At 71.7% G+C, this 20,220-nt stretch carries 19 protein-coding genes and 1 pseudogene; 14 read left to right on the top strand and 6 right to left on the bottom strand.

Going from position 1 to position 20,220, the window contains the following annotated elements:
* The first annotated feature begins 3 nt into the window (after window positions 1-3).
* From dop to ABD401_RS13605, 7 genes are all read left to right on the top strand, one after another.
* Entirely contained in the window at window positions 4-1,515 is a 1,512-nt protein-coding gene (dop, locus tag ABD401_RS13635) for a depupylase/deamidase Dop (protein WP_344605579.1), read from the top strand.
* Between the two features lie 124 nt (window positions 1,516-1,639).
* Window positions 1,640-1,852 carry a ubiquitin-like protein Pup gene (locus tag ABD401_RS13630; protein WP_344605577.1) on the top strand — a complete coding sequence of 71 codons (213 nt, stop codon included), beginning with the start codon at window positions 1,640-1,642 and terminating at the stop codon, window positions 1,850-1,852.
* A 102-nt stretch (window positions 1,853-1,954) separates the two neighbouring features.
* Window positions 1,955-2,806: a proteasome subunit beta gene (gene prcB, locus ABD401_RS13625; protein ID WP_344605575.1), complete on the top strand. Its 852-nt coding sequence runs from the start codon at window positions 1,955-1,957 to the stop codon at window positions 2,804-2,806.
* A gap of 60 nt (window positions 2,807-2,866) precedes the next feature.
* Entirely contained in the window at window positions 2,867-3,715 is an 849-nt protein-coding gene (prcA, locus tag ABD401_RS13620) for a proteasome subunit alpha (RefSeq protein WP_344605573.1), read from the top strand.
* A gap of 64 nt (window positions 3,716-3,779) precedes the next feature.
* Window positions 3,780-5,141 carry a Pup--protein ligase gene (gene pafA / locus ABD401_RS13615; RefSeq protein ID WP_344605571.1) on the top strand — a complete coding sequence of 454 codons (1,362 nt, stop codon included), beginning with the start codon at window positions 3,780-3,782 and terminating at the stop codon, window positions 5,139-5,141.
* 62 nt (window positions 5,142-5,203) lie between these two features.
* Window positions 5,204-6,202, top strand: a complete 999-nt coding sequence (locus ABD401_RS13610; RefSeq protein WP_344605569.1) for an FKBP-type peptidyl-prolyl cis-trans isomerase — start codon at window positions 5,204-5,206, stop codon at window positions 6,200-6,202.
* Between the two features lie 34 nt (window positions 6,203-6,236).
* A complete protein-coding gene (locus tag ABD401_RS13605) occupies window positions 6,237-7,208 on the top strand; it encodes an FKBP-type peptidyl-prolyl cis-trans isomerase (RefSeq protein WP_344605567.1) in 972 nt (323 codons plus the stop codon).
* Here ABD401_RS13605 and ABD401_RS13600 read toward each other — a convergent pair.
* Complete coding sequence (locus ABD401_RS13600; protein ID WP_344605565.1) at window positions 7,205-8,317, bottom strand: DUF3866 family protein; 1,113 nt, start codon at window positions 8,315-8,317, stop codon at window positions 7,205-7,207. The genes ABD401_RS13605 and ABD401_RS13600 overlap by 4 nt on opposite strands.
* 126 nt (window positions 8,318-8,443) lie before the next feature.
* Here ABD401_RS13600 and ABD401_RS13595 point away from each other — a divergent pair, with 126 nt between their 5' ends.
* The 7 genes from ABD401_RS13595 to ABD401_RS13565 all read left to right on the top strand — a co-directional run bounded on the left by ABD401_RS13595 (window position 8,444) and on the right by ABD401_RS13565 (window position 14,815).
* On the top strand, window positions 8,444-9,412 hold the full coding sequence (locus ABD401_RS13595) for a helix-turn-helix transcriptional regulator (RefSeq protein WP_344605563.1): 969 nt from the start codon (window positions 8,444-8,446) through the stop codon (window positions 9,410-9,412).
* Window positions 9,409-10,386, top strand: coding sequence for a helix-turn-helix transcriptional regulator (locus ABD401_RS13590; RefSeq protein ID WP_344605561.1), 978 nt, complete (start codon window positions 9,409-9,411; stop codon window positions 10,384-10,386). The genes ABD401_RS13595 and ABD401_RS13590 overlap by 4 nt, the downstream gene beginning before the upstream one ends.
* The gene (locus tag ABD401_RS13585; protein ID WP_344605560.1) at window positions 10,383-10,619 is read left to right on the top strand and encodes a hypothetical protein; all 237 of its coding nucleotides are present in this window, start codon (window positions 10,383-10,385) and stop codon (window positions 10,617-10,619) included. The genes ABD401_RS13590 and ABD401_RS13585 overlap by 4 nt, the downstream gene beginning before the upstream one ends.
* 31 nt (window positions 10,620-10,650) lie before the next feature.
* Complete coding sequence (locus ABD401_RS13580) at window positions 10,651-10,836, top strand: hypothetical protein (RefSeq protein WP_344605558.1); 186 nt, start codon at window positions 10,651-10,653, stop codon at window positions 10,834-10,836.
* Between the two features lie 158 nt (window positions 10,837-10,994).
* Window positions 10,995-11,231, top strand: coding sequence for a twin-arginine translocase TatA/TatE family subunit (tatA, locus tag ABD401_RS13575; RefSeq protein WP_344605556.1), 237 nt, complete (start codon window positions 10,995-10,997; stop codon window positions 11,229-11,231).
* 91 nt (window positions 11,232-11,322) lie between these two features.
* Entirely contained in the window at window positions 11,323-12,090 is a 768-nt protein-coding gene (gene tatC / locus ABD401_RS13570; protein ID WP_344605554.1) for a twin-arginine translocase subunit TatC, read from the top strand.
* Window positions 12,091-12,136: 46 nt separating this feature from the next.
* The gene (locus tag ABD401_RS13565) at window positions 12,137-14,815 is read left to right on the top strand and encodes a DEAD/DEAH box helicase (protein ID WP_344605552.1); all 2,679 of its coding nucleotides are present in this window, start codon (window positions 12,137-12,139) and stop codon (window positions 14,813-14,815) included.
* Between the two features lie 120 nt (window positions 14,816-14,935).
* On the opposite strand, the gene ABD401_RS13560 is transcribed toward ABD401_RS13565, so the two are convergent.
* From ABD401_RS13560 to ABD401_RS13540, 5 genes and pseudogenes are all read right to left on the bottom strand, one after another.
* Window positions 14,936-15,919 carry a phosphotransferase gene (locus tag ABD401_RS13560; protein ID WP_344605550.1) on the bottom strand — a complete coding sequence of 328 codons (984 nt, stop codon included), beginning with the start codon at window positions 15,917-15,919 and terminating at the stop codon, window positions 14,936-14,938.
* An 85-nt stretch (window positions 15,920-16,004) separates the two neighbouring features.
* Window positions 16,005-17,219: a hypothetical protein gene (locus ABD401_RS13555; protein WP_344605548.1), complete on the bottom strand. Its 1,215-nt coding sequence runs from the start codon at window positions 17,217-17,219 to the stop codon at window positions 16,005-16,007.
* Between the two features lie 20 nt (window positions 17,220-17,239).
* Window positions 17,240-17,548 (bottom strand): putative quinol monooxygenase, encoded by a 309-nt coding sequence (locus ABD401_RS13550; protein WP_344605546.1) that lies wholly within the window; start codon window positions 17,546-17,548, stop codon window positions 17,240-17,242.
* A gap of 54 nt (window positions 17,549-17,602) precedes the next feature.
* Window positions 17,603-18,523 (bottom strand): 5'-3' exonuclease, encoded by a 921-nt coding sequence (locus ABD401_RS13545; RefSeq protein ID WP_344605778.1) that lies wholly within the window; start codon window positions 18,521-18,523, stop codon window positions 17,603-17,605.
* Window positions 18,524-18,997: 474 nt separating this feature from the next.
* A pseudogene (locus ABD401_RS13540) lies at window positions 18,998-20,131 on the bottom strand (DUF222 domain-containing protein); the annotation flags it as partial.
* Window positions 20,132-20,220: the final 89 nt, after the last annotated feature.

Below are 20,220 nucleotides of genomic sequence, written 5' to 3'. Positions count from 1 at the left end.
CACATGAGCGTGTGGCGGGTCATGGGCCTGGAGACCGAGTACGGGGTCTCGGTGCCCGGGCACCCGACCGCGAACGCGATGCTCACGTCGTCGCAGGTGGTGAACGCCTACGCCGCGGTGACCTCCCGAGCACGGCGGGCGCGGTGGGACTTCGAGGAGGAGAACCCGCTGCGGGACGCCCGGGGCTTCGACCTCGCGCGCGACCTCGCGGACGCCTCCCAGCTGACCGACGAGGACGTCGGCCTCGCCAACGTCATCCTCACCAACGGGGCCCGGCTCTACGTCGACCACGCGCACCCGGAGTACTCCAGCCCGGAGTGCACGAACCCGCGCGACCTGGTGGCCTGGGACAAGGCCGGCGAGCTCATCATGGCCGCCGCGGGGGAGCAGGCGGGCCGGACGCCCGGGACGCCGCCGATCAACCTGTACAAGAACAACACCGACAACAAGGGCGCCTCCTACGGCACCCACGAGAACTACCTGATGCAGCGGGCGACGCCGTTCGCGGAGATCGTGCGGCACCTGACGCCGTTCTTCGTGTCCCGGCAGGTCGTCGCCGGCTCGGGCCGCGTCGGCATCGGGCAGGACGGCCGCGGCCAGGGCTTCCAGATCTCCCAGCGCGCCGACTTCTTCGAGGTCGAGGTCGGCCTGGAGACGACGCTCAAGCGCCCGATCATCAATACTCGCGACGAGCCGCACGCCGACGCCGAGAAGTACCGCCGGCTGCACGTCATCATCGGCGACGCGAACCTCTCCGAGGTCTCGACGTACCTCAAGCTCGGCACCACCGCGCTCGTGCTGTCGATGATCGAGGACTCCTTCCTCACCGGCGACCTCGCCGTCGACGGTCCGGTGCAGGCGCTGCACCAGGTCTCGCACGACCCGACCCTCACGCACCTGATCACCCTGCAGAACGGGCGGAAGCTCACCGCCGTCCAGTTGCAGATGGAGTACTGCGAGCAGGCGCGCAAGTACGTCGAGGACCGCTACGGCGCCGACGCCGACGACGTGACCGTCGACGTCCTCAACCGCTGGGAGTCCGTCCTCACGCGGCTCACGACCGACCGGAACAGCCTCGCCCGCGAGCTGGACTGGGTCGCGAAGCTCGAGCTGTTCGACGGCTACCGCGAGCGGGACGGTCTGGACTGGAGCGCGCCGCGCCTGCACCTGGTCGACCTGCAGTACTCCGACGTCCGGCCGGAGAAGGGCCTGTACAACAAGCTGGCCCAGAAGGGTCGCTTCGAGCGGATCGTGTCCGACGCGAAGATCGCCTGGGCGATGACCAACCCGCCCGAGGACACCCGGGCGTACTTCCGAGGGCGCTGCCTCGACCAGTACGCGGACTCCATCGCGGCGGCCTCCTGGGACTCGGTCATCTTCGACCTGCCGGGGCGCGACTCCCTCCAGCGCGTGCCGACCCTGGAGCCCCTGCGCGGCACCAAGGCCCACGTCGGGGCTCTGCTGGACCGCTGCCCCACGGCCGAGGACCTCGTCCGGACGCTCGCCGGCGGTTGACGCGGCAGCGCGCTGACCTGCAGAAATGCGGCCACTCGGCGGGTTTGACCGCTCTGTCGGGCCACGCTCGCGTATCGTCGGAACCACCGGCCCCGAGCCGGATTTGTGAGCAAGGGAGAGCCCCATGGCGACCAAGGACACCGGCGGCGGGCAGGCGCAGGCCCGCAAGTCCGACCAGACCGAAGAGGTCACCGAGACCACCGAGACCTCGGACGTTCAGGAGCGCCACGAGAAGCTCACCGACGACGTGGAGTCGATGCTCGACGAGATCGACGAGGTTCTCGAGGAGAACGCCGAGGAGTTCGTCCGCTCGTTCGTCCAGAAGGGCGGCCAGTAGGCCGTCGGGGGAGACCCCGCCGCAGCTGTTCCCGACGCACCGTTCGCTCGACGCGGACGGTGCGTCGTCATTTTTCGCGGGCGCGCTGGATAGGTTTGGCTCGTGACTTCGATCCCTGACGGCAACAGCCCCCTGCCCGCCGCGTTCCGCGCCGTCGGCAGCTCCTCGTTCTCCGACTTCCTCGCGAGCTACGCGCCGGACCTCCTGCCGCACCGCCGCGCGCTCCCGGCCGGTGCCACGGTCGACGCCCCGCACGGCACGACGATCGTCGCGGCGACGTTCCCCGGCGGTGTCGTGATGGCCGGCGACCGGCGCGCCACGATGGGCAACATCATCGCCCAGCGCGACATCGAGAAGGTCTTCCCGGCCGACGAGTACAGCTGCGTGAGCATCGCCGGCACCGCCGGCATCGGTCTTGAGATGACGCGGCTGTTCCAGGTCGAGCTCGAGCACTACGAGAAGATCGAGGGCACGACCCTCAGCCTCGACGGCAAGGCGAACCGCCTCTCGCAGATGATCCGTCAGAACCTGGGTCTGGCGATGCAGGGCCTCGCGGTCGTCCCGATGTTCTGCGGCTACGACCACGAGGTCGGCGGCGGCCGCATCTTCAGCTACGACGTCACCGGCGGCCGGTACGAGGAGACCAACTACCACTCGGTCGGCTCCGGTTCGCTGTTCGCCCGCGGTGCGCTCAAGAAGCTCCACCGCCCGGGCATGACCGCCGAGCAGGTCGTCACGGTCCTCGTGCAGGCGCTCTACGACGCCGCCGACGACGACTCCGCGACCGGCGGCCCCGACCTGACCCGGTCGATCTGGCCGGTCGTGTACGTGATCACCGAGGACGGCGCCCGGCGCCTGCCCGACGACGAGATGGGCCCGATCGTCCGGGCCGTGGTCGAGGGCCGGCTGACCGAACCGGACGGGCCGAACGCCAGCCCGCCCACCGGCGCGTAGCTCCGCGCAGCGCTTGCCAGTCCGGCCTTCCCCCGCACGACTTCGAGAGGACCCGCCGCGGTGACCACGCCGTTCTACATCTCGCCCGAACAGATCATGAAGGACAAGGCGGACTATGCCCGGAAGGGCATCGCCCGCGGGCGGTCCGCCGTGGTCCTGCAGTACGACGCCGGCATCCTGCTCGTCGCCGAGAACTGGTCGCCCGCGCTGCACAAGATCAGCGAGATCTACGACCAGATCGCGTTCGCCGCGGTCGGCCGCTACAACGAGTTCGAGAACCTGCGGATCATGGGTGTCCGCATCGCGGACCTGCGCGGGTACTCCTACGACCGCCGGGACGTCACCGCGCGCGGGCTGGCCAACGCCTACGCGCAGACGCTCGGCACGATCTTCTCCTCGGCCGGTGAGAAGCCGTTCGAGGTCGAGCTCGTCGTGGCCGAGGTCGGCGACACCGCCGCGGACGACCAGATCTACCGCCTGACCTACGACGGCTCCGTCGCCGACGAGCACGGCTGGATGGTCATGGGTGGCCAGACCGAGCCGATCGCGGCCTACCTGGAGCAGAACTATGCCGAGGGCCTCGGGGTCGACGACGCCATCAGGCTCGCGGTCCGCGCCCTGGGCGAGGGCAACCCGGGCACCGACGGCCCGCGCCGGATCGAGGCGAACCAGCTCGAGGTCGCCGTGCTCGACCGCGGCCGCCCGACCCGCAAGTTCAAGCGCCTGACCCGCGCCCGTCTGGAGACGGTCCTCGGGACCGACGCTCCCGCCGCGGCGCCGGCTGCCCCCGCGCCGGCGGGCGACGCCGCACCGGCCGGGGACGGCGCCGAGCGTCCCGCGACCGGGCCGCAACCGCCCAAGCCGGGCGAAACGTCCACCGGTGACGGCGACGGGGGACCGGCGCTCTAACCGGATTCGGACGCCTGAGTGAGTCTGGCCGGTCAAAGATCGCCCGGGCCCGTACTCTCAGGTCATGGATCGGCGCATCTTCGGTCTCGAGAACGAGTACGGCGTCACGTGCACCTTCCGGGGGCAGCGACGCCTCTCCCCGGACGAGGTTGCGCGTTACCTCTTCCGCCGGGTCGTCTCGTGGGGCCGCAGCTCGAACGTGTTCCTCCGCAACGGGGCCCGGCTGTACCTGGACGTCGGGAGCCACCCGGAGTACGCGACCCCGGAGTGTGACTCGGTCGTCGACCTGGTCACGCACGACAAGGCGGGGGAGCGGATCCTCGAGGGGCTGCTCGTCGACGCCGAGCGGCGCCTCCGTGAGGAGGGCATCGCCGGCGACGTCTACCTGTTCAAGAACAACACCGACTCCGCCGGGAACTCCTACGGCTGCCACGAGAACTACCTCGTCGCGCGGCACGGGGAGTTCTCCCGGCTGGCGGACGTGCTCATCCCGTTCCTGGTGAGCCGGCAGCTGATCTGCGGCGCGGGCAAGGTCCTCCAGACCCCGCGCGGTGCGGTCTACTGCGTCAGCCAACGGGCCGAGCACATCTGGGAGGGCGTCAGCAGCGCCACCACGCGCTCGCGCCCGATCATCAACACCCGCGACGAGCCGCACGCGGACGCGGAGCGCTACCGCCGCCTGCACGTCATCGTCGGCGACTCGAACATGAGCGAGACGACGACCCTGCTCAAGGTCGGCTCCACCGACCTCGTGCTGCGGATGATCGAGGCCGGGGTCGTCATGCGCGACCTGACGCTGGAGAACCCGATCCGGGCGATCCGCGAGATCAGCCACGACATGACGGGCCGCCGCAAGGTGCGCCTCGCCAACGGCCGGGAGGCCTCCGCCCTGGAGATCCAGGAGGAGTACCTGAGCAAGGCGCGCGACTTCGCCGCCCGCCGCGGCCTCGACGACGGCGTCGTCAAGCAGGTCCTCGACCTGTGGGAGCGGACCCTGTCCGCGATCGACTCCGGCGACCTCAGCCCCGTCGAGCGCGAGATCGACTGGATCATCAAGTACAAGCTGATCGAGGCGTACCGGAACAAGAACAACCTGCCGCTCTCGGCGCCCCGCGTCGCGCAGCTGGACCTGGCGTACCACGACATCAACCGGCACCGCGGGCTGTACTACCTGCTGGAGAAGAAGGGCAGCGTCGAGCGCGTCGCGCGCGACCTGGCGATCTTCGAGGCCAAGTCGGTGCCGCCGCAGACGACCCGGGCGCGGCTGCGCGGGGAGTTCATCCGCAAGGCGCAGGAGCGCCGGCGCGACTTCACCGTCGACTGGGTGCATCTGAAGCTGAACGACCAGGCGCAGCGCACCGTGCTGTGCAAGGACCCGTTCCGCCACACCGACGAGCGGGTGGAAAAGCTCATCGCCTCGATGTGACTCCCAGTACGAACCGCCTGTCAGACCGGGAATCTCCCAGCCTCGATCACTAGGCTGCGGCCGTGCGCCGAGCTCCCACCCTGCTGCTCGCCGCTGCTCTGCTGCTCCCGGCCGCCTGCGGCGGCGGGGACGAGGACGGCGGCGGTCCGAATGCGTCCCGGTCGGTGGCGCCGTTCGCGTTCCCGACGGTCTCCGAGACCAAGCCGGGGGCGGAGCCGAAGATCGTCTCCAGCACGGCGCCCCCGGACACGACCCAGAGCAAGGTCCTGTTCGAGGGAAAGGGCCGGCCGGTCGGCCCCGACGACGTCGTGGTCGTCCGGGTCAAGGGGCAGGTCTGGGACACCGACGGCGTGGACCTGCCGGCGTTCGTGAACTCCTTCAGCACCGGGCAGGCACTGATCCGCCCGGTCGACAGCGTCGTTCCCGCCTGGGAGAAGGTGCTGCCCGGGGTGAAGGTCGGCTCCCGCGTCCTGATCGTCGCCCCGCCCGCGGACGGCTTCGGCGACCAGGGCAACTCCGGGGTCGGGATCTTCCCCGACGACACCCTGATGTTCGTGCTCGACGTGCTGGACTCGGTCGCACCGGGGACGATGGCCACCGGCAAGCCGGTCTCGCTCGCCCCGGACCCCGCGCTGCCCACCGTGACCGGCGACCGGAACCCGAGGATCACGGTGCCGAAGAGCGCCGCCCCGGCCGACCTGGTCGAGCGGCTGCTGCGGCAGGGCTCCGGCGCCAAGATCGCCGAGGGCGAGACGATCCTCGCCCAGTACGTCGGCGTGCTCTGGCGCGACGGGAAGGTCTTCGACTCCTCCTGGGAGAAGGGTCGCCACCCGTTCGCGGCGCGGATCGCCAAGTCCGACCCCCAGACCGGGGAGTCGGGCGTCATCGAGGGCTGGGTCAAGTCGCTCGTGGGGGAGCGGGTCGGCTCCCGGATCCTGCTCGTCGTCCCGCCGAAGTACGGCTACGGCAAGGCCGGTAACCCCGAGGGCGGCATCAAGGGCACGGACACCCTCGTGTTCGTCATCGACATCCTCGGTGTCTACGGCAAGGCGACCACCTGACGGGACGCCAAGGTCGCGCACCTAGGCTTCGCGGGTGCGCCGACTTCTGATGCTGATCCCGCTCCTGACCGCCCTGACCCTGCCCGCCGCGTGCGGCGGGGACGACGACAAGCCGTTCGCGTTCCCGACGGTCTCCAGCGCGGAGGTCGGCGTCGTCCCGGAGATCACCTCGAACACGGCGCCGCCGAAGGAGTCCGAGCTCCAGGTGCTCACCGAGGGCAAGGGCCGTCCGCTCGGCGCCGGCGACATGCTGGTCGCGGACCTCAAGAGCCAGGTCTGGAGCAAGGACGGCAAGGAGATCCCGCCCTACGTCGACACGTTCTCGGCCAAGCGCGTCCTGATCGCGTCGATCGACGAGATCGTCCCCGGCGTCGCGAAGAAGCTGCCGGGCGTCAAGGTCGGCTCCCGCGTCGTCCTGGTGACCCCGCCGGCCGACGGCTTCGGTGAGCAGGGCAACCCGCAGATCGGCATCGAGCCCACGGACAGCCTGGTCTTCGTCTTCGACATCCTCGACGCGTTCGCCAAGGACGCCCTGATCGACGGCACCGCGCCGAAGACCGGCCTGGCCGCGAACCTGCCCAAGGTCACCGCGGGCAAGAACCCGAAGATCACGATCCCGAAGAACGACCCGCCCAAGGGCCTGGTCGCCGAGCCGCTGCTCGTCGGCAAGGGCGCGAAGGTCCAGGAAGGTCAGGAGATCGTCGCCCAGTACACGGGCGTCATCTGGCGCAACGGCGTCACCTTCGACAGTTCCTGGAAGCCCGACCGCGGCCCGTTCGCGGCCCGCGTCGCCGGCACCGACCCGCAGACCGGGGAGCCCGGCGTCATCGAGGGCTGGGTCAAGGGCCTGGCCGGCCAGCGGGTCGGCAGCCGCGTGCTGCTGGTGATCCCGCCGAACCTGGGCTACGGCAAGGAGGGCAACGCCGGCGCGGACATCAAGGGCACCGACACCCTCGTCTTCGTCGTCGACATCCTCGGCGCGTACAACACGCCGCCGAAGGCCTAGTCGACCTCACCGCTCAGGCCGGCCGCCCAGCGGCCGGCGGCGGCCGCGGCGAGGAAGCACGCCGGGTCGTCGTCGAGCCCGCGGCCCATGCTGGACAGGGCCACCGGGCTCGCGGCCAGGGCCTCGGGCAGGCCGGTGAGGTCGACCGGCACCAGGCGGTGCCGCTCACCGAGGGCGGCGCACTGGGCGCGGACGCGGTCCCCGAACTCCCCGGGCAGGTCCGGGACGGGGACGTCCGCCGGCACCAGGGCCACGCGGCCGTAGGCGGTCAGGCTGTGGTGCGAGACGCCGCGGTGGCGCTCGCGCGGGTCGGCGGCGGAGACGCGCAGCGACGCGACGGGGCGGCCGCCCAGGACGGCGGCGGCGTTCACGGCGTCACCCGCCGCGACGCCGGAGAAGCCCCAGCGTGTGCCGGTGCCCAGGTTCCCGGGCCCGGGCGCGACGACGGCGATGTCGGCGTCGAGGACGAGGCGTGCGGCCAGCAGGCCCGAGTGCAGCGAGACGCACTCCAGGTCGCCGCCGAAGGACTGCCCCGTGGTGACCGTCCCGACGAGCAGGCCCGCCCGGCGCAGTCCGTCGACGGTGCGGGAGAACCAGGCCGGCAGGGCGCCGCCGTCGGTCATGACGAAGGCGATCCGCACGCCCGGCCGGTCCGCGGCGGCCGCAACGCAGATCGCCGGCAGCGCGGAGTGCAGGTCCGCGGTGACGACCGGCATCCCGGCGAGGGAGTCCGCGTCCCGCAGGACGTCGTGGTGCGCCGAGCCCTGCTCGTCCGCGCCCGCCACGAGTGCCTGCAGTGGGGTGTACCGCGCCTTCACGAGGTGGCCGTCCGCCCCGGGATCCGGGGGGAGCCGGTCCGGCACGGCGACGACCGGGGCGTACCCGCCGGTGCCGAGGTTGCGCACCAGCGCACCGGCGTTGAGCAGCACCTCGTCGCCCGGTTCGGGGCGACCGACGAGTGCCGGATAGGCCAGCGCGCGCAGGGTGCCGGTGTCCTCCGGGGCGCCCGCGGATCGACCGTCGGCGGGGAGGAGAGCGACCTCGAGTTCGACCGCGCCCTGCCACTCCCGGATCACCCGGTGCACACGGGCCCGCCGCCAGTGGATCACGCCCGGAACGGTACAGGCGTGGGTCCGCCGACCGGTTCTCCCCGCCGGGTACCGTTCAGCGATCCGGGACCGATCCGGGACCGGTCCGGGATCGATCCGGGATTGATCCGGGAGGAGGACGCGACCATGTCGGCGAAGCGCACCGAGCGCCTGCTCAACCTGACGATCTGCCTGCTGGCCGCGCGTCGGTTCCTCACCAAGGAGCAGATCCGCGCGGCGGTGACCGCGTACGCGGAGTGCCCCACCGTCGAGGCCTTTGAGCGCATGTTCGAGCGGGACAAGGACGAGCTGCGCGAGCTCGGGATCCCGCTGGAGACCGGCACGCACGAGGCGCTGTTCGGCGACGAGGTCGGCTATCGGATCGACCGCGGCGCCTACGCCCTGCCCGAGGTCACGTTCACGCCGGAGGAGCTCGCGGTCCTCGGTCTCGCGGCCCGCGCCTGGCGCCAGGCGTCGCTCTCCCACGCGGCCGGAACGGCGCTGCTGAAACTGCGCGCCGCCGGTGTCGACCCCGACGAGACGGCGATGGCCGGCCTCGAGCCGCGCGTCGGCGACGACCCCGCCCTGCAGCCGCTCTGGTCGGCCTCCTTCGAGGGCCGGCCGGTCAGCTTCGACTACCGGACCCCGCCGTCGGACACCCCGGCTCGGCGCCGCGTCGAGCCGTGGGGCCTCGGGGTGCGCAACGGCAAGTGGTACCTGGTCGGCTTCGACGTCGACCGGCAGGCCTCCCGGGTGTTCCGGCTCTCGCGGATCACCGGCCCGATCAAGGTCACCGGCGCGCCCGGCTCGGTCGTCAAGCCGCCCGAGGTCGACATCCGCGAGGAGCTGCGCCGGATGATGCCCGCCGCCCCGCGGGAGACCGCGGTCGTCCGGGCCCGGCCCGGGTCGGCCTACGGCCTGCGCTCCCGGGCCGGCTCGATCGCCCTCGCCGCCGAGACCGGGGGCGAGTGGGACACCCTGCACGTCGAGTTCACCAGCGCCGAGACCCTCGTCGAGGAGCTGGTCTCGTACGGCGCCGCGGTGGTCGTGGACGGTCCGGACGAGGTGCGCGACGGCGTCGTGGCCCGGCTGCGTGCCCTGGCGGGTGTCGCGTGAGCCAGGGAGCCTCGGAGCGGCTGTCGCGCCTGCTCGCCCTCGTGCCGTACCTGCTGAACCGGCAGGGCATCCCGATGGAGCAGGCCGCGCGGGACGCCGGCATCACCGTCCATCAGCTCGAGAAGGACCTGCTGCTGCTCTTCGTGTGCGGCCTGCCCGGGCACCTGCCCGACGACCTCATCGAGGCCGACTGGGAGGACGGGCTGGTCTACCTGGGCAACGCCGACACGATCGCCCGGCCGCTGCGCCTCGGCCCGGAGGAGGTCGCGACGCTGCTGGTCGGGCTGCGCCTGCTCGCGGCCCTGCCCGGCACGCACGACCGCGTCGCGCTCGACAAGGCCATGGCGAAGCTGCAGGAGGTCGCCGGGGCGGCCGCCGGCAAGGCCGACGAGAAGGTCGGTGTCGACGTCGGGCCGCAGCCGGACGAGCGCGTCCTCGCCGACGCCCGGCGCGCGCTCGCCGAGCAGCGGCGCCTGCACCTGCGCTACTACGTCCCCGGCCGTGACGAGACCACCGAGCGCGACGTCGACCCCATGCGTCTGGCGCTGGTCGACGGCCGGACCTACCTGGAGGGCTGGTGCCACCGGGCGGAGGACGTCCGGCTGTTCCGGCTCGACCGCGTCGTCGCGCTCGAGGTGCTCGACGTCCCCGCGGAGGTTCCGGCCGACGCCGTCGCCCACGACCTCGACTCGGGCCTGTTCTCGCCGTCGCCGAACGACACCGTCGCCGGCCTGGAGCTGGAGCGCGAGGCGCTCTGGGTGACCGAGTACTACCCGTGTGACGAGGTCACCGAGCTCCCGGACGGCCGCCGCTACGTGCGCCTGCGCAGCGGGGATCCGGAGTGGATGGTCCGCCTCGCCATGCGGCTCGGCCCGTCCGCGACACTGGTGGACCCGCCGGAGCTCGCCGACCGCGTGCGCGCCACCGCGGCGGCGGCACTGGAGCACTACGCGGCGGGTGGAGGTGCAGCGTGATCGAGCCGGAGAAGCCGGCCCCGCCGGCCCCGCTCAAGGTCACCTGCCCGGACTGCGGCCACGTCCGCGTGCCGCCGCGGGACGTGCGCCTGGTGGTCGTGAGCGCCCCCGGGGCCTCCTACTACACGTTCGCCTGCCCGGACTGCGGCCAACGGGTGCGTCGCGAGGCGACCAAGGACGTCGCCGGGGCCCTGCTGGCCCGCCGGGTGCCCGCGGTGCGGACCGTCGGCTGACGGTCGGCCGGCCGTCGGCTAGCCTGCCCGGATGCTGGTCGCTGTCTGGGTCGTCTGTGGCGTCCTGGGTCTGTTGGTGCTCGTCGTGCCCACCCTGCGCCTGTGGCGCCTGGTGAAGGAGCTCGGCCGTGAGGTCGGGCGGGTCGCCGACGAGCTGGCCGACGCGAGCACCCAGTTGGACGTGGCGGCGCAGCGTCTGCCCACGCGCCGCGATTAGCATCTGCGTCCTGCGAGTCCCACTCGTCGTGGCTGATTGGCCGGTCGGCTAAATATCCGACCGTTCGATGGGGAGACATTTCGGACTTCTCTCCAGCCCGGCGTCTGAGGAGTACTCTCAGGTACAGGTACGCGTCCCCGAACTTGGAGAGCCGACACATGGGCAACCTTGGCCCGCTGGAACTGACGTTGATCCTCGTGATCGTCGTCCTGCTGTTCGGTGCGAAGCGCCTTCCCGAGACGGCGAAGTCGGTCGGTCAGTCCCTGAAGATCTTCAAGAAGACGATCAGCGACGACGACGAGAAGAAGGAAGCGCCCCGCGAGGTCACCTCCAACGATGACGCGGCGCCGCCGCCGTCGACGCGGTCGGACGAGCCGAACCGCACCGAGCTCTGAGTAGCCCGGCACTCCGGCACCCCCCACAGCGGTGACCTCCACCACCGGCCCGAGGCACCGCGGACGCCCGGCTCCCAACCCGGAAGGGCGCATGCCCCTTCTGGATCACCTTCGTGAACTCCGGACCCGGCTGATCCGCGCTGTCATCGCCATGGTCCTGGGCAGCATTGTCTGCTTCATCTTCTACGAACAGATCGTCGAAGCTCTCATCACGCCGATCTGCGAGTCCGGCGCCAACGGCGTCCGCGACGGCGAGTGCGGCGCACTGGTGGTCACGGGCGTCATCGGCCCGCTGTCCCTGCAGCTGAAGGTTGCGCTGTATGGCGGTCTCATCGTCACGTCGCCGTTGTGGCTGTGGCAGCTGTGGGCCTTCCTCGCGCCCGGTCTGCACCGCCGCGAGAAGAAGTGGGCGTACATCTTCGCCGGCTTCGGCGGCCCGCTGTTCGCCGCCGGCGCGACCCTGGCCTACGTCATGCTGCCGGTCGCGGTGAAGATCCTGCTGGGCTTCGCCCCGGGCGACATCGGCAACCTGGTCCCGCTCAACGAGTACATCGACTTCGTCCTGCGGTTCCTGATCGTGTTCGGGGTCGCGTTCGAGCTGCCGCTGGTGCTCGTCGTCATGAACATCGCCGGCATCGTCACCTCGAAGCAGATCCGCTCCTGGTGGCGGCAGATGATCTTCGGGATCGCCGTGTTCGCCGCGATCGCGACGCCGACCCCCGACCCGTACTCGATGCTCGCGCTGATGACGCCGGTGGCGTTGCTCTACGGCGTCGCCATCATCATCACCGCGATCCTCGACCGGCGGAAGAACCGTCAGATGGCCGAGCTGACCGGTGACCACGAGGACCTGCCCTGACTCAGGCAGGACGAAGGCCGGCCGGAGCGCCGCCTACGGTGGTTGCGTGAGTGAACTTTCCGCCTTCGCGGCGGGCTTCCCGTTCCCGTTCGACGCCTTCCAACGCGAGGCCTGTGTCGCGTTGGAAGGCGGGGCCGGTGTTCTCGTCGCCGCCCCGACCGGGGCCGGCAAGACCCTGGTCGGGGAGTTCGCGGTCCACCTCGCGCTCTCGCGCGGGAACAAGTGCTTCTACACGACGCCGATCAAGGCGCTGTCGAACCAGAAGTACGCGGACCTGGTGCGCCGCCACGGCTCGGAGAACGTCGGTCTGCTGACCGGCGACAACTCGATCAACTCCGAGGCTCCGGTGGTCGTCATGACCACCGAGGTGCTGCGCAACATGCTCTACGCCGGGTCCTCGACCCTGCGTGGGCTCGAATTCGTGGTGATGGACGAGGTCCACTACCTCGCCGACCCCTTCCGCGGCGCGGCCTGGGAGGAAGTGATCATCCACCTCCCGGAGTCGGTCACGCTCGTCTCGCTCTCGGCCACCGTGTCCAACGCGGAGGAGTTCGGCGAGTGGCTGCAGACGGTCCGCGGGCACACCGAGGTGATCGTCTCCGAGCACCGTCCGGTGCCGCTGTGGCAGCACGTGATGGTCGGCGACTCGATCTCCGACCTGTTCGTCGACGACGACCACCAGAAGGTGAACCCCGAGCTGCTCCGGATTGTGCGGAGCGGAGGACGGCCCGGCGACCGGCGGCGCGGGGGCGGGCGCGGCGGCCCCCGCGGTGGGCAGCGCCAGCGCTCCGGGGTCTACACGCCCAGCCGTGCCGAGGTGATCGTCCGGCTCGACCGCGAGGCCCTGCTGCCCGCGATCACGTTCATCTTCAGCCGGGCCGGCTGCGACGCCGCGGTGGAGCAGTGCCTGCGCGCCGGGCTGCGGCTGAACAACACCGAGGAACGGCGTCAGGTCCGCACGATCGTCGACGCCGCGACGTCCTCGATCCCGGAGGCCGACCTCGTCGTCCTCGGCTACGAGGGCTGGCGGGACGGTCTCGAGCGCGGCATCGCCGCCCACCACGCCGGGATGCTGCCGGCGTTCCGCGAGGTCGTCGAGACGTTGTTCGTGAAGGGGCTCGTGAAGGCCGTCTTCGCCACCGAGACCCTCGCACTCGGCATCAACATGCCGGCGCGGTCGGTCGTGCTGGAGAAGCTGGTCAAGTGGAACGGCGAGACCCACGCCGACGTGACACCGGGGGAGTACACCCAGCTCACCGGCCGGGCCGGCCGGCGCGGCATCGACATCGAGGGTCACGCCGTCGTCCTGTGGAACCCGCACCTCGACCCGATCGTGGTCGCCGGCCTCGCCTCGACCCGTACGTATCCGCTGCGCTCGAGCTTCCGGCCCAGCTACAACATGGCGATCAACCTCGTCGGGCAGATGGGCCGCGAGCGCGCCCGCGCTCTGCTCGAGACCTCCTTCGCCCAGTTCCAGGCCGACCGGTCGGTGGTCAGCCTCGCCGCCCAGGTGCGCAAGCAGGACGAAGGCCTCGCCGGCTACGCCGAGGCGATGACATGCCACCTCGGTGACTTCGCCGAGTACCACGGCCTGCGCGAGGCCCTGACCGCCCGCGAGAAGGAGATGTCCCGGCAGCGGTCCGGCGACCGGCGCGCCGAGGCGGCCGCGTCGCTGGAGAAGCTCAAGCGGGGCGACGTGATCGTCGTGCCGCGCGGCCGGTTCGCCGGCGTCGCCGTCGTCATCGACCCCGGGGTGTCGCCGAGCGAGGAGGACCCGCGGCCCGCGGTGGTCACCGCCGACCGGCAGTACCGCCGCCTGGCGCTGGCGGACTTCCCGGTGCCGGTCGAGCCGCTGGACCGGGTCAAGGTCCCGAAGTCGTTCAACCCGCGCTCGCCGCAGTCGCGGCGCGACCTCGCGTCCACCCTGCGGCCCTACGCCGACGGTCCGACGCACCGCTCGTACGCCCGTCGCAGTCGCGGCCCGTCCGCCGCGAACGAGGACGCCGAGATCGCGCGCCTGCGGGCGGCGATCCGCGCGCACCCGTGCCACGCCTGCCCCGAGCGCGAGGACCACGCCCGCTGGGCCGCGCGGCACAAGCGGCTCGCCGCCGACACCGACAAGCTGCGCGCCCGCGTCGCGGGGCGCACCGCGACCGTGGCCCGCACGTTCGACCGCGTCTGCGGCGTGCTGACCGACCTGGAGTACCTCGCCGGCGACCGCGTGACGCCGGCCGGCGAGCGGCTCAAGCGGCTCTACACCGAGCTGGACCTGCTGGCCGCCGAGTGCCTCCGGCAGGGCCTGTGGAACGGCCTGAACCACGCGGAGCTGGCCGCTGTCGTGTCCGCGCTCGCCTACGAGTCGCGCAGCTCCGAGGACGCCGGTCCGCCGCGGCTGCCCGACGGCCCGGTCCGGGAGACCCTCGCCGAGATGGTGCGGCTCTGGGGGGACCTGGAGCAGGTCGAGCGGCGGCACCGCCTCGACTTCCTCCGCGAGCCCGACCTCGGCTTCGTCTGGGCGACGTACCGCTGGGCGAACGGCCGACCGCTCGAGACCGTCCTCCGCGACGCCGACCTCACCGCCGGCGACTTCGTCCGCTGGTGCAAGCAAGTCATCGACCTGCTCGGCCAGATCGCGAACGCGGCCGACCCCGAGCTCCGCGCCACCGCCGACGCCGCCATCGACTCCGTCCGCCGCGGCGTCGTCGCCTACTCCTCCGTCACCTGACCCCCGCCCCCGCTGTGAGAAAAGGGTGACACCCCTTACTGCGCAGTAAGGGGTGTCACCCTTTCTTGACAGCGGGCGAGGTCAGCGGGCGAGGTCAGCGGGCGAGGTCGGCGGGCGAGGTCAGCCGGCGAGGAGGTTCAGCGTCTCGAGGTCGAGGGCGGCCTGGGCGTAGCGGTCGGCCAGGGGAGCGCGGACGGTCGCGGGCTGCATCTCCTCGGGGGTGAGGCAGTAGACCGCGCCGTAGACGGCGTTGGTCCGGTACCCGCTCCAGGCGTCGTCGAAGCTCTCGGCGCCCTCGCCCCGGGCCGCGAGGTACTCGTGCAGCAGGGCCTGCTCGTGCGCGCGGCGGTCCTCGATGCTCAGTGAGCCGACGAGGAAGCACGCGACGTCCTGGTAGGCGTCGGTGCGGCAGGCGAACTGCCAGTCGAGGAAACGCGTCGAGCCGTCGGCGCCGAAGTAGACGTTCGTCGGATTGGCGTCGCCGTGGACGAAGGTGGCCGGCCGCGCGTCCTGTGCGGCCCAGAGCCGCTGGTACGCCGCGGCGATCTGCTCGCGCTCGGCGAAGACCTCGAGTACGGGCCCCGCGGTGGTCTGCCCGATGTAGGCGTCCCAGTGCTCCGGGGCGAACAGGCTGTCGACGATCGGGCGGTAGTACGGGAACGGCGGCATCCAGTCGAGCTGCAGGTCGCCGCGCCGGTGCCAGGCCGCCATCGCCACGAGCCCGTCGGAAACCTGATCCACCGTCATGGGAACACGGGGGTCGTTGATGCGCGCGCCGGCGGCGATCACGTCGTCGAGGATCACGATGCCCTGCTGCCCCTCGACGGCAGCGTGGTGGCAGCGCGGGATGCCCGCCTCGAGCTGCGGGGCGACGTCCCGGTAGAACAGGGCCTCGGCCTGGTAGCCGGCGGACATGATCGCCAGCAGCTCCGGCCGGAACCCGCCCTTCACGCACAGGCGCGCCGTGCTGCCGTCCGGGTGCGTGACCTCGACGAGCACCTTGGTCGCGGTGCCCCAGACGATCCCGGTCTGCTCGACCTTCTCGACGCCCAGCACCTCCCGCAGCCAGGAATCGACCTCGTCGACGCTCATCGGCAGGGGCATGGCTCTCCTCGTCGCGTTGTGCGGGACCCACGGAAAAGGTCAAGTCGTAAACAATCTAGGCGACAGACCCGGAGAGCAACAGGCCTCAGCGGAAGACACTGACCTCGCGCAGCTTGGTGAAGAACCCGCCGGTGGCGGTGCGGACGTGGACCACCTTCACGGCGGCCCCGGAGAGCTTCTGCACGTAGAAGCCGTCGGTGCCCGCGCCGCCCGGGGCGGGCAGCTCGCGCCAGGTGCGGCCGTCGGCCGACACCTCGACGGTGCAGGTGAAGCCACATCCCCGGACCACCAGCAGGGTCGCCGGGATCGCCCGGTCCAGCGTCACGTAGATGTCGCGGTGGTCGTGCTGGGCCGTGCCTGGGCACGGGCCGTCGGCGCAGCGCGGGTCGTCGACGGGGTCCCACGGGCTGCCGAGGCGCCCGTCGGTGAGCCCGCAGGTCTCCTGGGCCAGCGGCTTGCCGCGACTGTCGGTCACCCGGCACGCCGCACCGCGGGACGCGGGGACCTCGGTGCCGGCCAGCACACTCGTGGCCGAGAGGGTGACCGGGCGGTTGCCGAGCTTCCCCTCCCGGTGGGCCGCGACGAGCAGTCGGCTGTCCTCGGCGAGGCGCAGGTCGAAGGGCAGCGAGACCGGGGTCTCGGTGAAGTCGGCCGTCGCGGCGGAGACGTCGCCCTCCGCGGGCAACTGAGTGACCGTCACCGAGATCGGGCCGCTCGCCTTGGCCTTGCTCGTCGACGGCATCTCCACGCGCAACTCGGGACCGGGTCGACTGCCCTGGCGGTTGCGCGTGAGCTTCAGCGGCTCCGACGCGACCGGGACGTCGAACGTGCCGCCCTCGGCCGTGCGAGCGGGCAGCGTCACGGTCGTGCCGACGCGGTTCTCACCGGAGTCGCCCACGGGCGCGACGACCGAGAGCGCCACCGCGACGGGCGGGTCCCCGTTGTTCTTCGGCATGCCGACGGCGAACGTGCCGTCGCGCGCACTGAGGCCCTCCGCCGTCGGGGCGCGGCAGCCGCGCTTGTCGGCGAAGCAGCTCAGACCGAGGCTGAAGGCGGCCCCGATGCCGATCGAGGCGCGCTCGGACTTGCTGCGCAGCAGGGTCACGGTGACGCGGGCGCCGGAGACGGTGCCGCCGGCGGTGTCGCGCACCGTGCCCCGCAGTGCCGGGCCGTCGACCGCGGCCGCGGTCGCCGGGACCGCGGCCGGGTCGACGGGGGTGCGGTCCTCGGCCCCGGGCCCCGAGTCCACACAGCCCGCGAGCAGGCCGGCCAGGAGCAGGGGGGCGAGGAACCGTCGCACCGTGTCGGACCGGTTCGTCGTTACATCGGGAGGTTCTGCGGGTCGCCGGCCTCGAAGTAGGTGAGGGTCGGCTTGCCGGCGAGCACCATCCCGAGGCCCTTGCCGGCCTGCTGGAAGTGCGGGCTGGCCAGGTGCGCGTCCATCGCGGCCTTGTCCGCGTACACCTCGATCATCACGAAGGTGTTCGGTTCGGCGAGGGACTCGTAGCACTGGTAGAACTGCACGCCCTCTTCGGCGTTGCTCGCCTCGACGAGCTTCGGGATGGCGTTCAGGAACGGCTCCCGCATCTCCGGCTTCACAGGCATGGTCGCGTGCATGACGATCGGCATCGAGCGCTCCGTTGCGGTCTGGGTTCAGGTCCTCGCGATCCTATGCCGCGGAGATCACCGTTCGGCGACCTCGGACAGCGCGCCGAGCAGTCGGTTGAGTGGGCTGTCCAGGCCCCAGCGGTCGGAGAGCGCCAGCAGCGCCTCCGGGTCGCGCGGGACGGCAGGGAGCGTGGCGTCGACGTCCGGCACCGGCAGGTCGCGGACGACCTCGACGACCTTCGGGGCGACCGCGAGGTACGCCGCCGCGTCGCGGAGCTTGCGGCGCACCGCGGGGGACATCGCCGAACCCGGGTCCTCGGCCGCGGCCAGGATCGCGGGGATGTCGCCGTGCGCGGACACCAGCGCGGCGGCGGTCTTGTCCCCGACGCCGGGGACGCCGGGCAGCCCGTCGCTCGGGTCCCCGCGCAGGCTCGCGAACGCGGCGTAGGACCGGCCGGGGATGCCGTACTTCCTGCTCACCGCCGCCTCGTCGACGATCTCCAGGTTGCGGATGCCCTTCGCGATGTAGAGGACGCGCACCGCGCGCTCGTCGTCGACGAGCTGGAACAGGTCCCGGTCGCCGGTGACCACGTCGACCGGGCCGTGGGCGCGGGTCGCGAGGGTGCCGATGACGTCGTCAGCCTCGTGGCCCTCGACGCCGAGGTGGACGATCCCGATCGCGTCAAGGACGTCGGTGATGATCGGGACCTGGACCTCGAGGTCGTCCGGGACCTCCTCCTCGGCGGGCGCGCTGGTCGTCGCCGGGACGGCCACCCGATGGGCCTTGTAGGACGGGATCGCCTCGACCCGGAACGCCGGTCGCCAGTCGTAGTCCATGCAGGCGACGAGGTGCGTGGGCCGGCGCAGCTTCGTCAGGTGCGCGATGAAGTCCAGGAAGCCGCGGACAGCGTTGACCGGCGTCCCGTCCGGCGCCCGCACGGAGTCCGGGACCCCGAAGAACGCCCGGAAGTACATCGACGCCGCGTCCAGCACCATCAGTTCAGCCACGGCGGTCAGCCTGCCACGAGCAGGTGTACGGACTGGCATTGCTCCTGGCGCACGGCGAGGCCAGATGTCCGGCGCGGGTCGATGCCGCCGATGACTTGGCGGGCAAGCGCGTTGGTGGTCATGCTGGACTCGCCGTCCTTCTCGATCGGGTTGGGTGGCACGTCACCGACCGGGTCGGGCGGACAGCACAGTGAGGGGCTTGGTGCTGCAAGCTCCTATCAAGTCACGTCCGGCTCGGCGGTGACGTCACAGCACCGCCCCGAAGACCCAGCCGACCGTTCCACATGTGGACAGCCAACGGCGTCAATGAGCCTCGGAGTCAGACCGAGCCCTCGAGGCGGCACCGAATAGCCTCTCTCGCAGTCCCGTCCGACAGCGGGATTTCAAAGACAGCCCCGGTGCGGGCGTCACATTTGGCTCAGGTCAGATCGTCGCCGCGAGATCGGCCCGCTCATCCTCACTGTGGGCTTCACACCACGCGGCGGGGCGCGTACACCCAACGCCGATGCACCCGATGTCCCTGGCCACTAATGCCGCCCATTGGGCGGGGGTGGCGGTGCGGACCTCGCGGCCCATCGCGAGCGGCACCCCGAGGGTGTTCGCCACGATCGGGGTGATCCCGGCATCGCACGCGAGCCGCTGCAGGGTGGGGATGTCGAGGTCTTCCCCGGTCGCGGTGCGCGCGAAGGGGTGACCGGTGTCGCCGGCCATGGTCTCCACGCTCGCGGTGACATGCAGGTGCGGGCGGACGCCGTGGGAGGCGGGCAGGTCGCCGAAGCGCAGGAACTGGCGGAACACGTCGGCGAGCGCGTCGTGGCGGCGTTGCGGGGCGGAGCGTTCGTCGCGCTGGCCGTTGACGGCCGGCCGCGGCGCGGCGAGGGGGTCGAGCGCGGCCTTCACGAGGGCGGCGACCTCGTCGGTCAGTTCCCCGCGGATGCGGTGCAGCCCGTTGCCCAGGTCGGTGATGGTCAGGGACCGTCGCCGCTGGGCCCGGCGCGCCCGCTTGGACTCCGCCGGGGCGTCGCCGTTGGGGTCGTCCGGGTCCGGTGCCGGGGGCTTGCCGTCCTCGTCGAGGACCTCTTCGATGTGGCGGCCCAGCCGCAGGATCGCGCTCGGGTCGGCACCGCGAGCCTTGGCCAACAAGAACGCCTCGGCGTCGGCGAGCTCAGAGGCGGAGCCGACGGGCTCGATCTTGCGCAGACTCCGCGCCACCGCGCGGGCCTGGTCCCGGTTCAGCTCCCCGGAGGCGCGCGCCTCGACGGTGGCGTTCCCCTTGCGGGACAGGATGTCGGCGTCCTTGACCCGTTGCCGCGCCTCGGCCGGGTGCAGATCCAGTTTCTGCCCCAGCCACACCGCGGTCGAGACCTTCCCGTCCGCCAGCGACAGCCCGCGCACGTCGGCCTCCCGGACCGCCCGCACCCCCACCGCGGCAACCGCGGAGTCCAGCTCCGCCTGCGCGCGGACCATCAGTTCCAGATCGGCGTCGGTGAAGGTCCACACCTCGTCCGCGGTGAGCATCGCCGCGACCTTGCGGACGTCCTCGACAGCACTGGCGATGGTCGCCAGTGCCGGATGCGTCCCCACCCCTGCGGACATGCCACGATTCTACCCGCATCCGAACATATGTTCTGCATATCTGCTTGAGTGCAGTAAGCCTTACCAGTCCGGGGAACTGACGATCAGTT

Origin of the sequence: Sporichthya brevicatena (genome assembly GCF_039525035.1) — a bacterium.
In the GTDB taxonomy this organism is placed as follows: Bacteria; Actinomycetota; Actinomycetes; order Sporichthyales; family Sporichthyaceae; genus Sporichthya; species Sporichthya brevicatena.
The sequence above is the reverse complement of the archived record's forward strand: the minus strand, read 5'-3'. Positions and strand labels throughout refer to the sequence as shown.

What these genes read in the sequence shown, in the direction of transcription:
- dop (WP_344605579.1), top strand. Translation starts at nt 4, where the DNA reads ATGAGCGTGTGGCGGGTCATGGGCCTGGAGACCGAGTACGGGGTCTCG.
- ABD401_RS13630 (WP_344605577.1), top strand. Translation starts at nt 1,640, where the DNA reads ATGGCGACCAAGGACACCGGCGGCGGGCAGGCGCAGGCCCGCAAGTCC.
- pafA (WP_344605571.1), top strand. Translation starts at nt 3,780, where the DNA reads ATGGATCGGCGCATCTTCGGTCTCGAGAACGAGTACGGCGTCACGTGC.
- ABD401_RS13595 (WP_344605563.1), top strand. Translation starts at nt 8,444, where the DNA reads ATGTCGGCGAAGCGCACCGAGCGCCTGCTCAACCTGACGATCTGCCTG.
- ABD401_RS13580 (WP_344605558.1), top strand. Translation starts at nt 10,651, where the DNA reads ATGCTGGTCGCTGTCTGGGTCGTCTGTGGCGTCCTGGGTCTGTTGGTG.
- tatA (WP_344605556.1), top strand. Translation starts at nt 10,995, where the DNA reads ATGGGCAACCTTGGCCCGCTGGAACTGACGTTGATCCTCGTGATCGTC.
- tatC (WP_344605554.1), top strand. Translation starts at nt 11,323, where the DNA reads ATGCCCCTTCTGGATCACCTTCGTGAACTCCGGACCCGGCTGATCCGC.
- ABD401_RS13560 (WP_344605550.1), bottom strand. Translation starts at nt 15,919, where the DNA reads ATGCCCCTGCCGATGAGCGTCGACGAGGTCGATTCCTGGCTGCGGGAG.
- ABD401_RS13550 (WP_344605546.1), bottom strand. Translation starts at nt 17,548, where the DNA reads ATGCCGATCGTCATGCACGCGACCATGCCTGTGAAGCCGGAGATGCGG.
- ABD401_RS13545 (WP_344605778.1), bottom strand. Translation starts at nt 18,523, where the DNA reads ATGGTGCTGGACGCGGCGTCGATGTACTTCCGGGCGTTCTTCGGGGTC.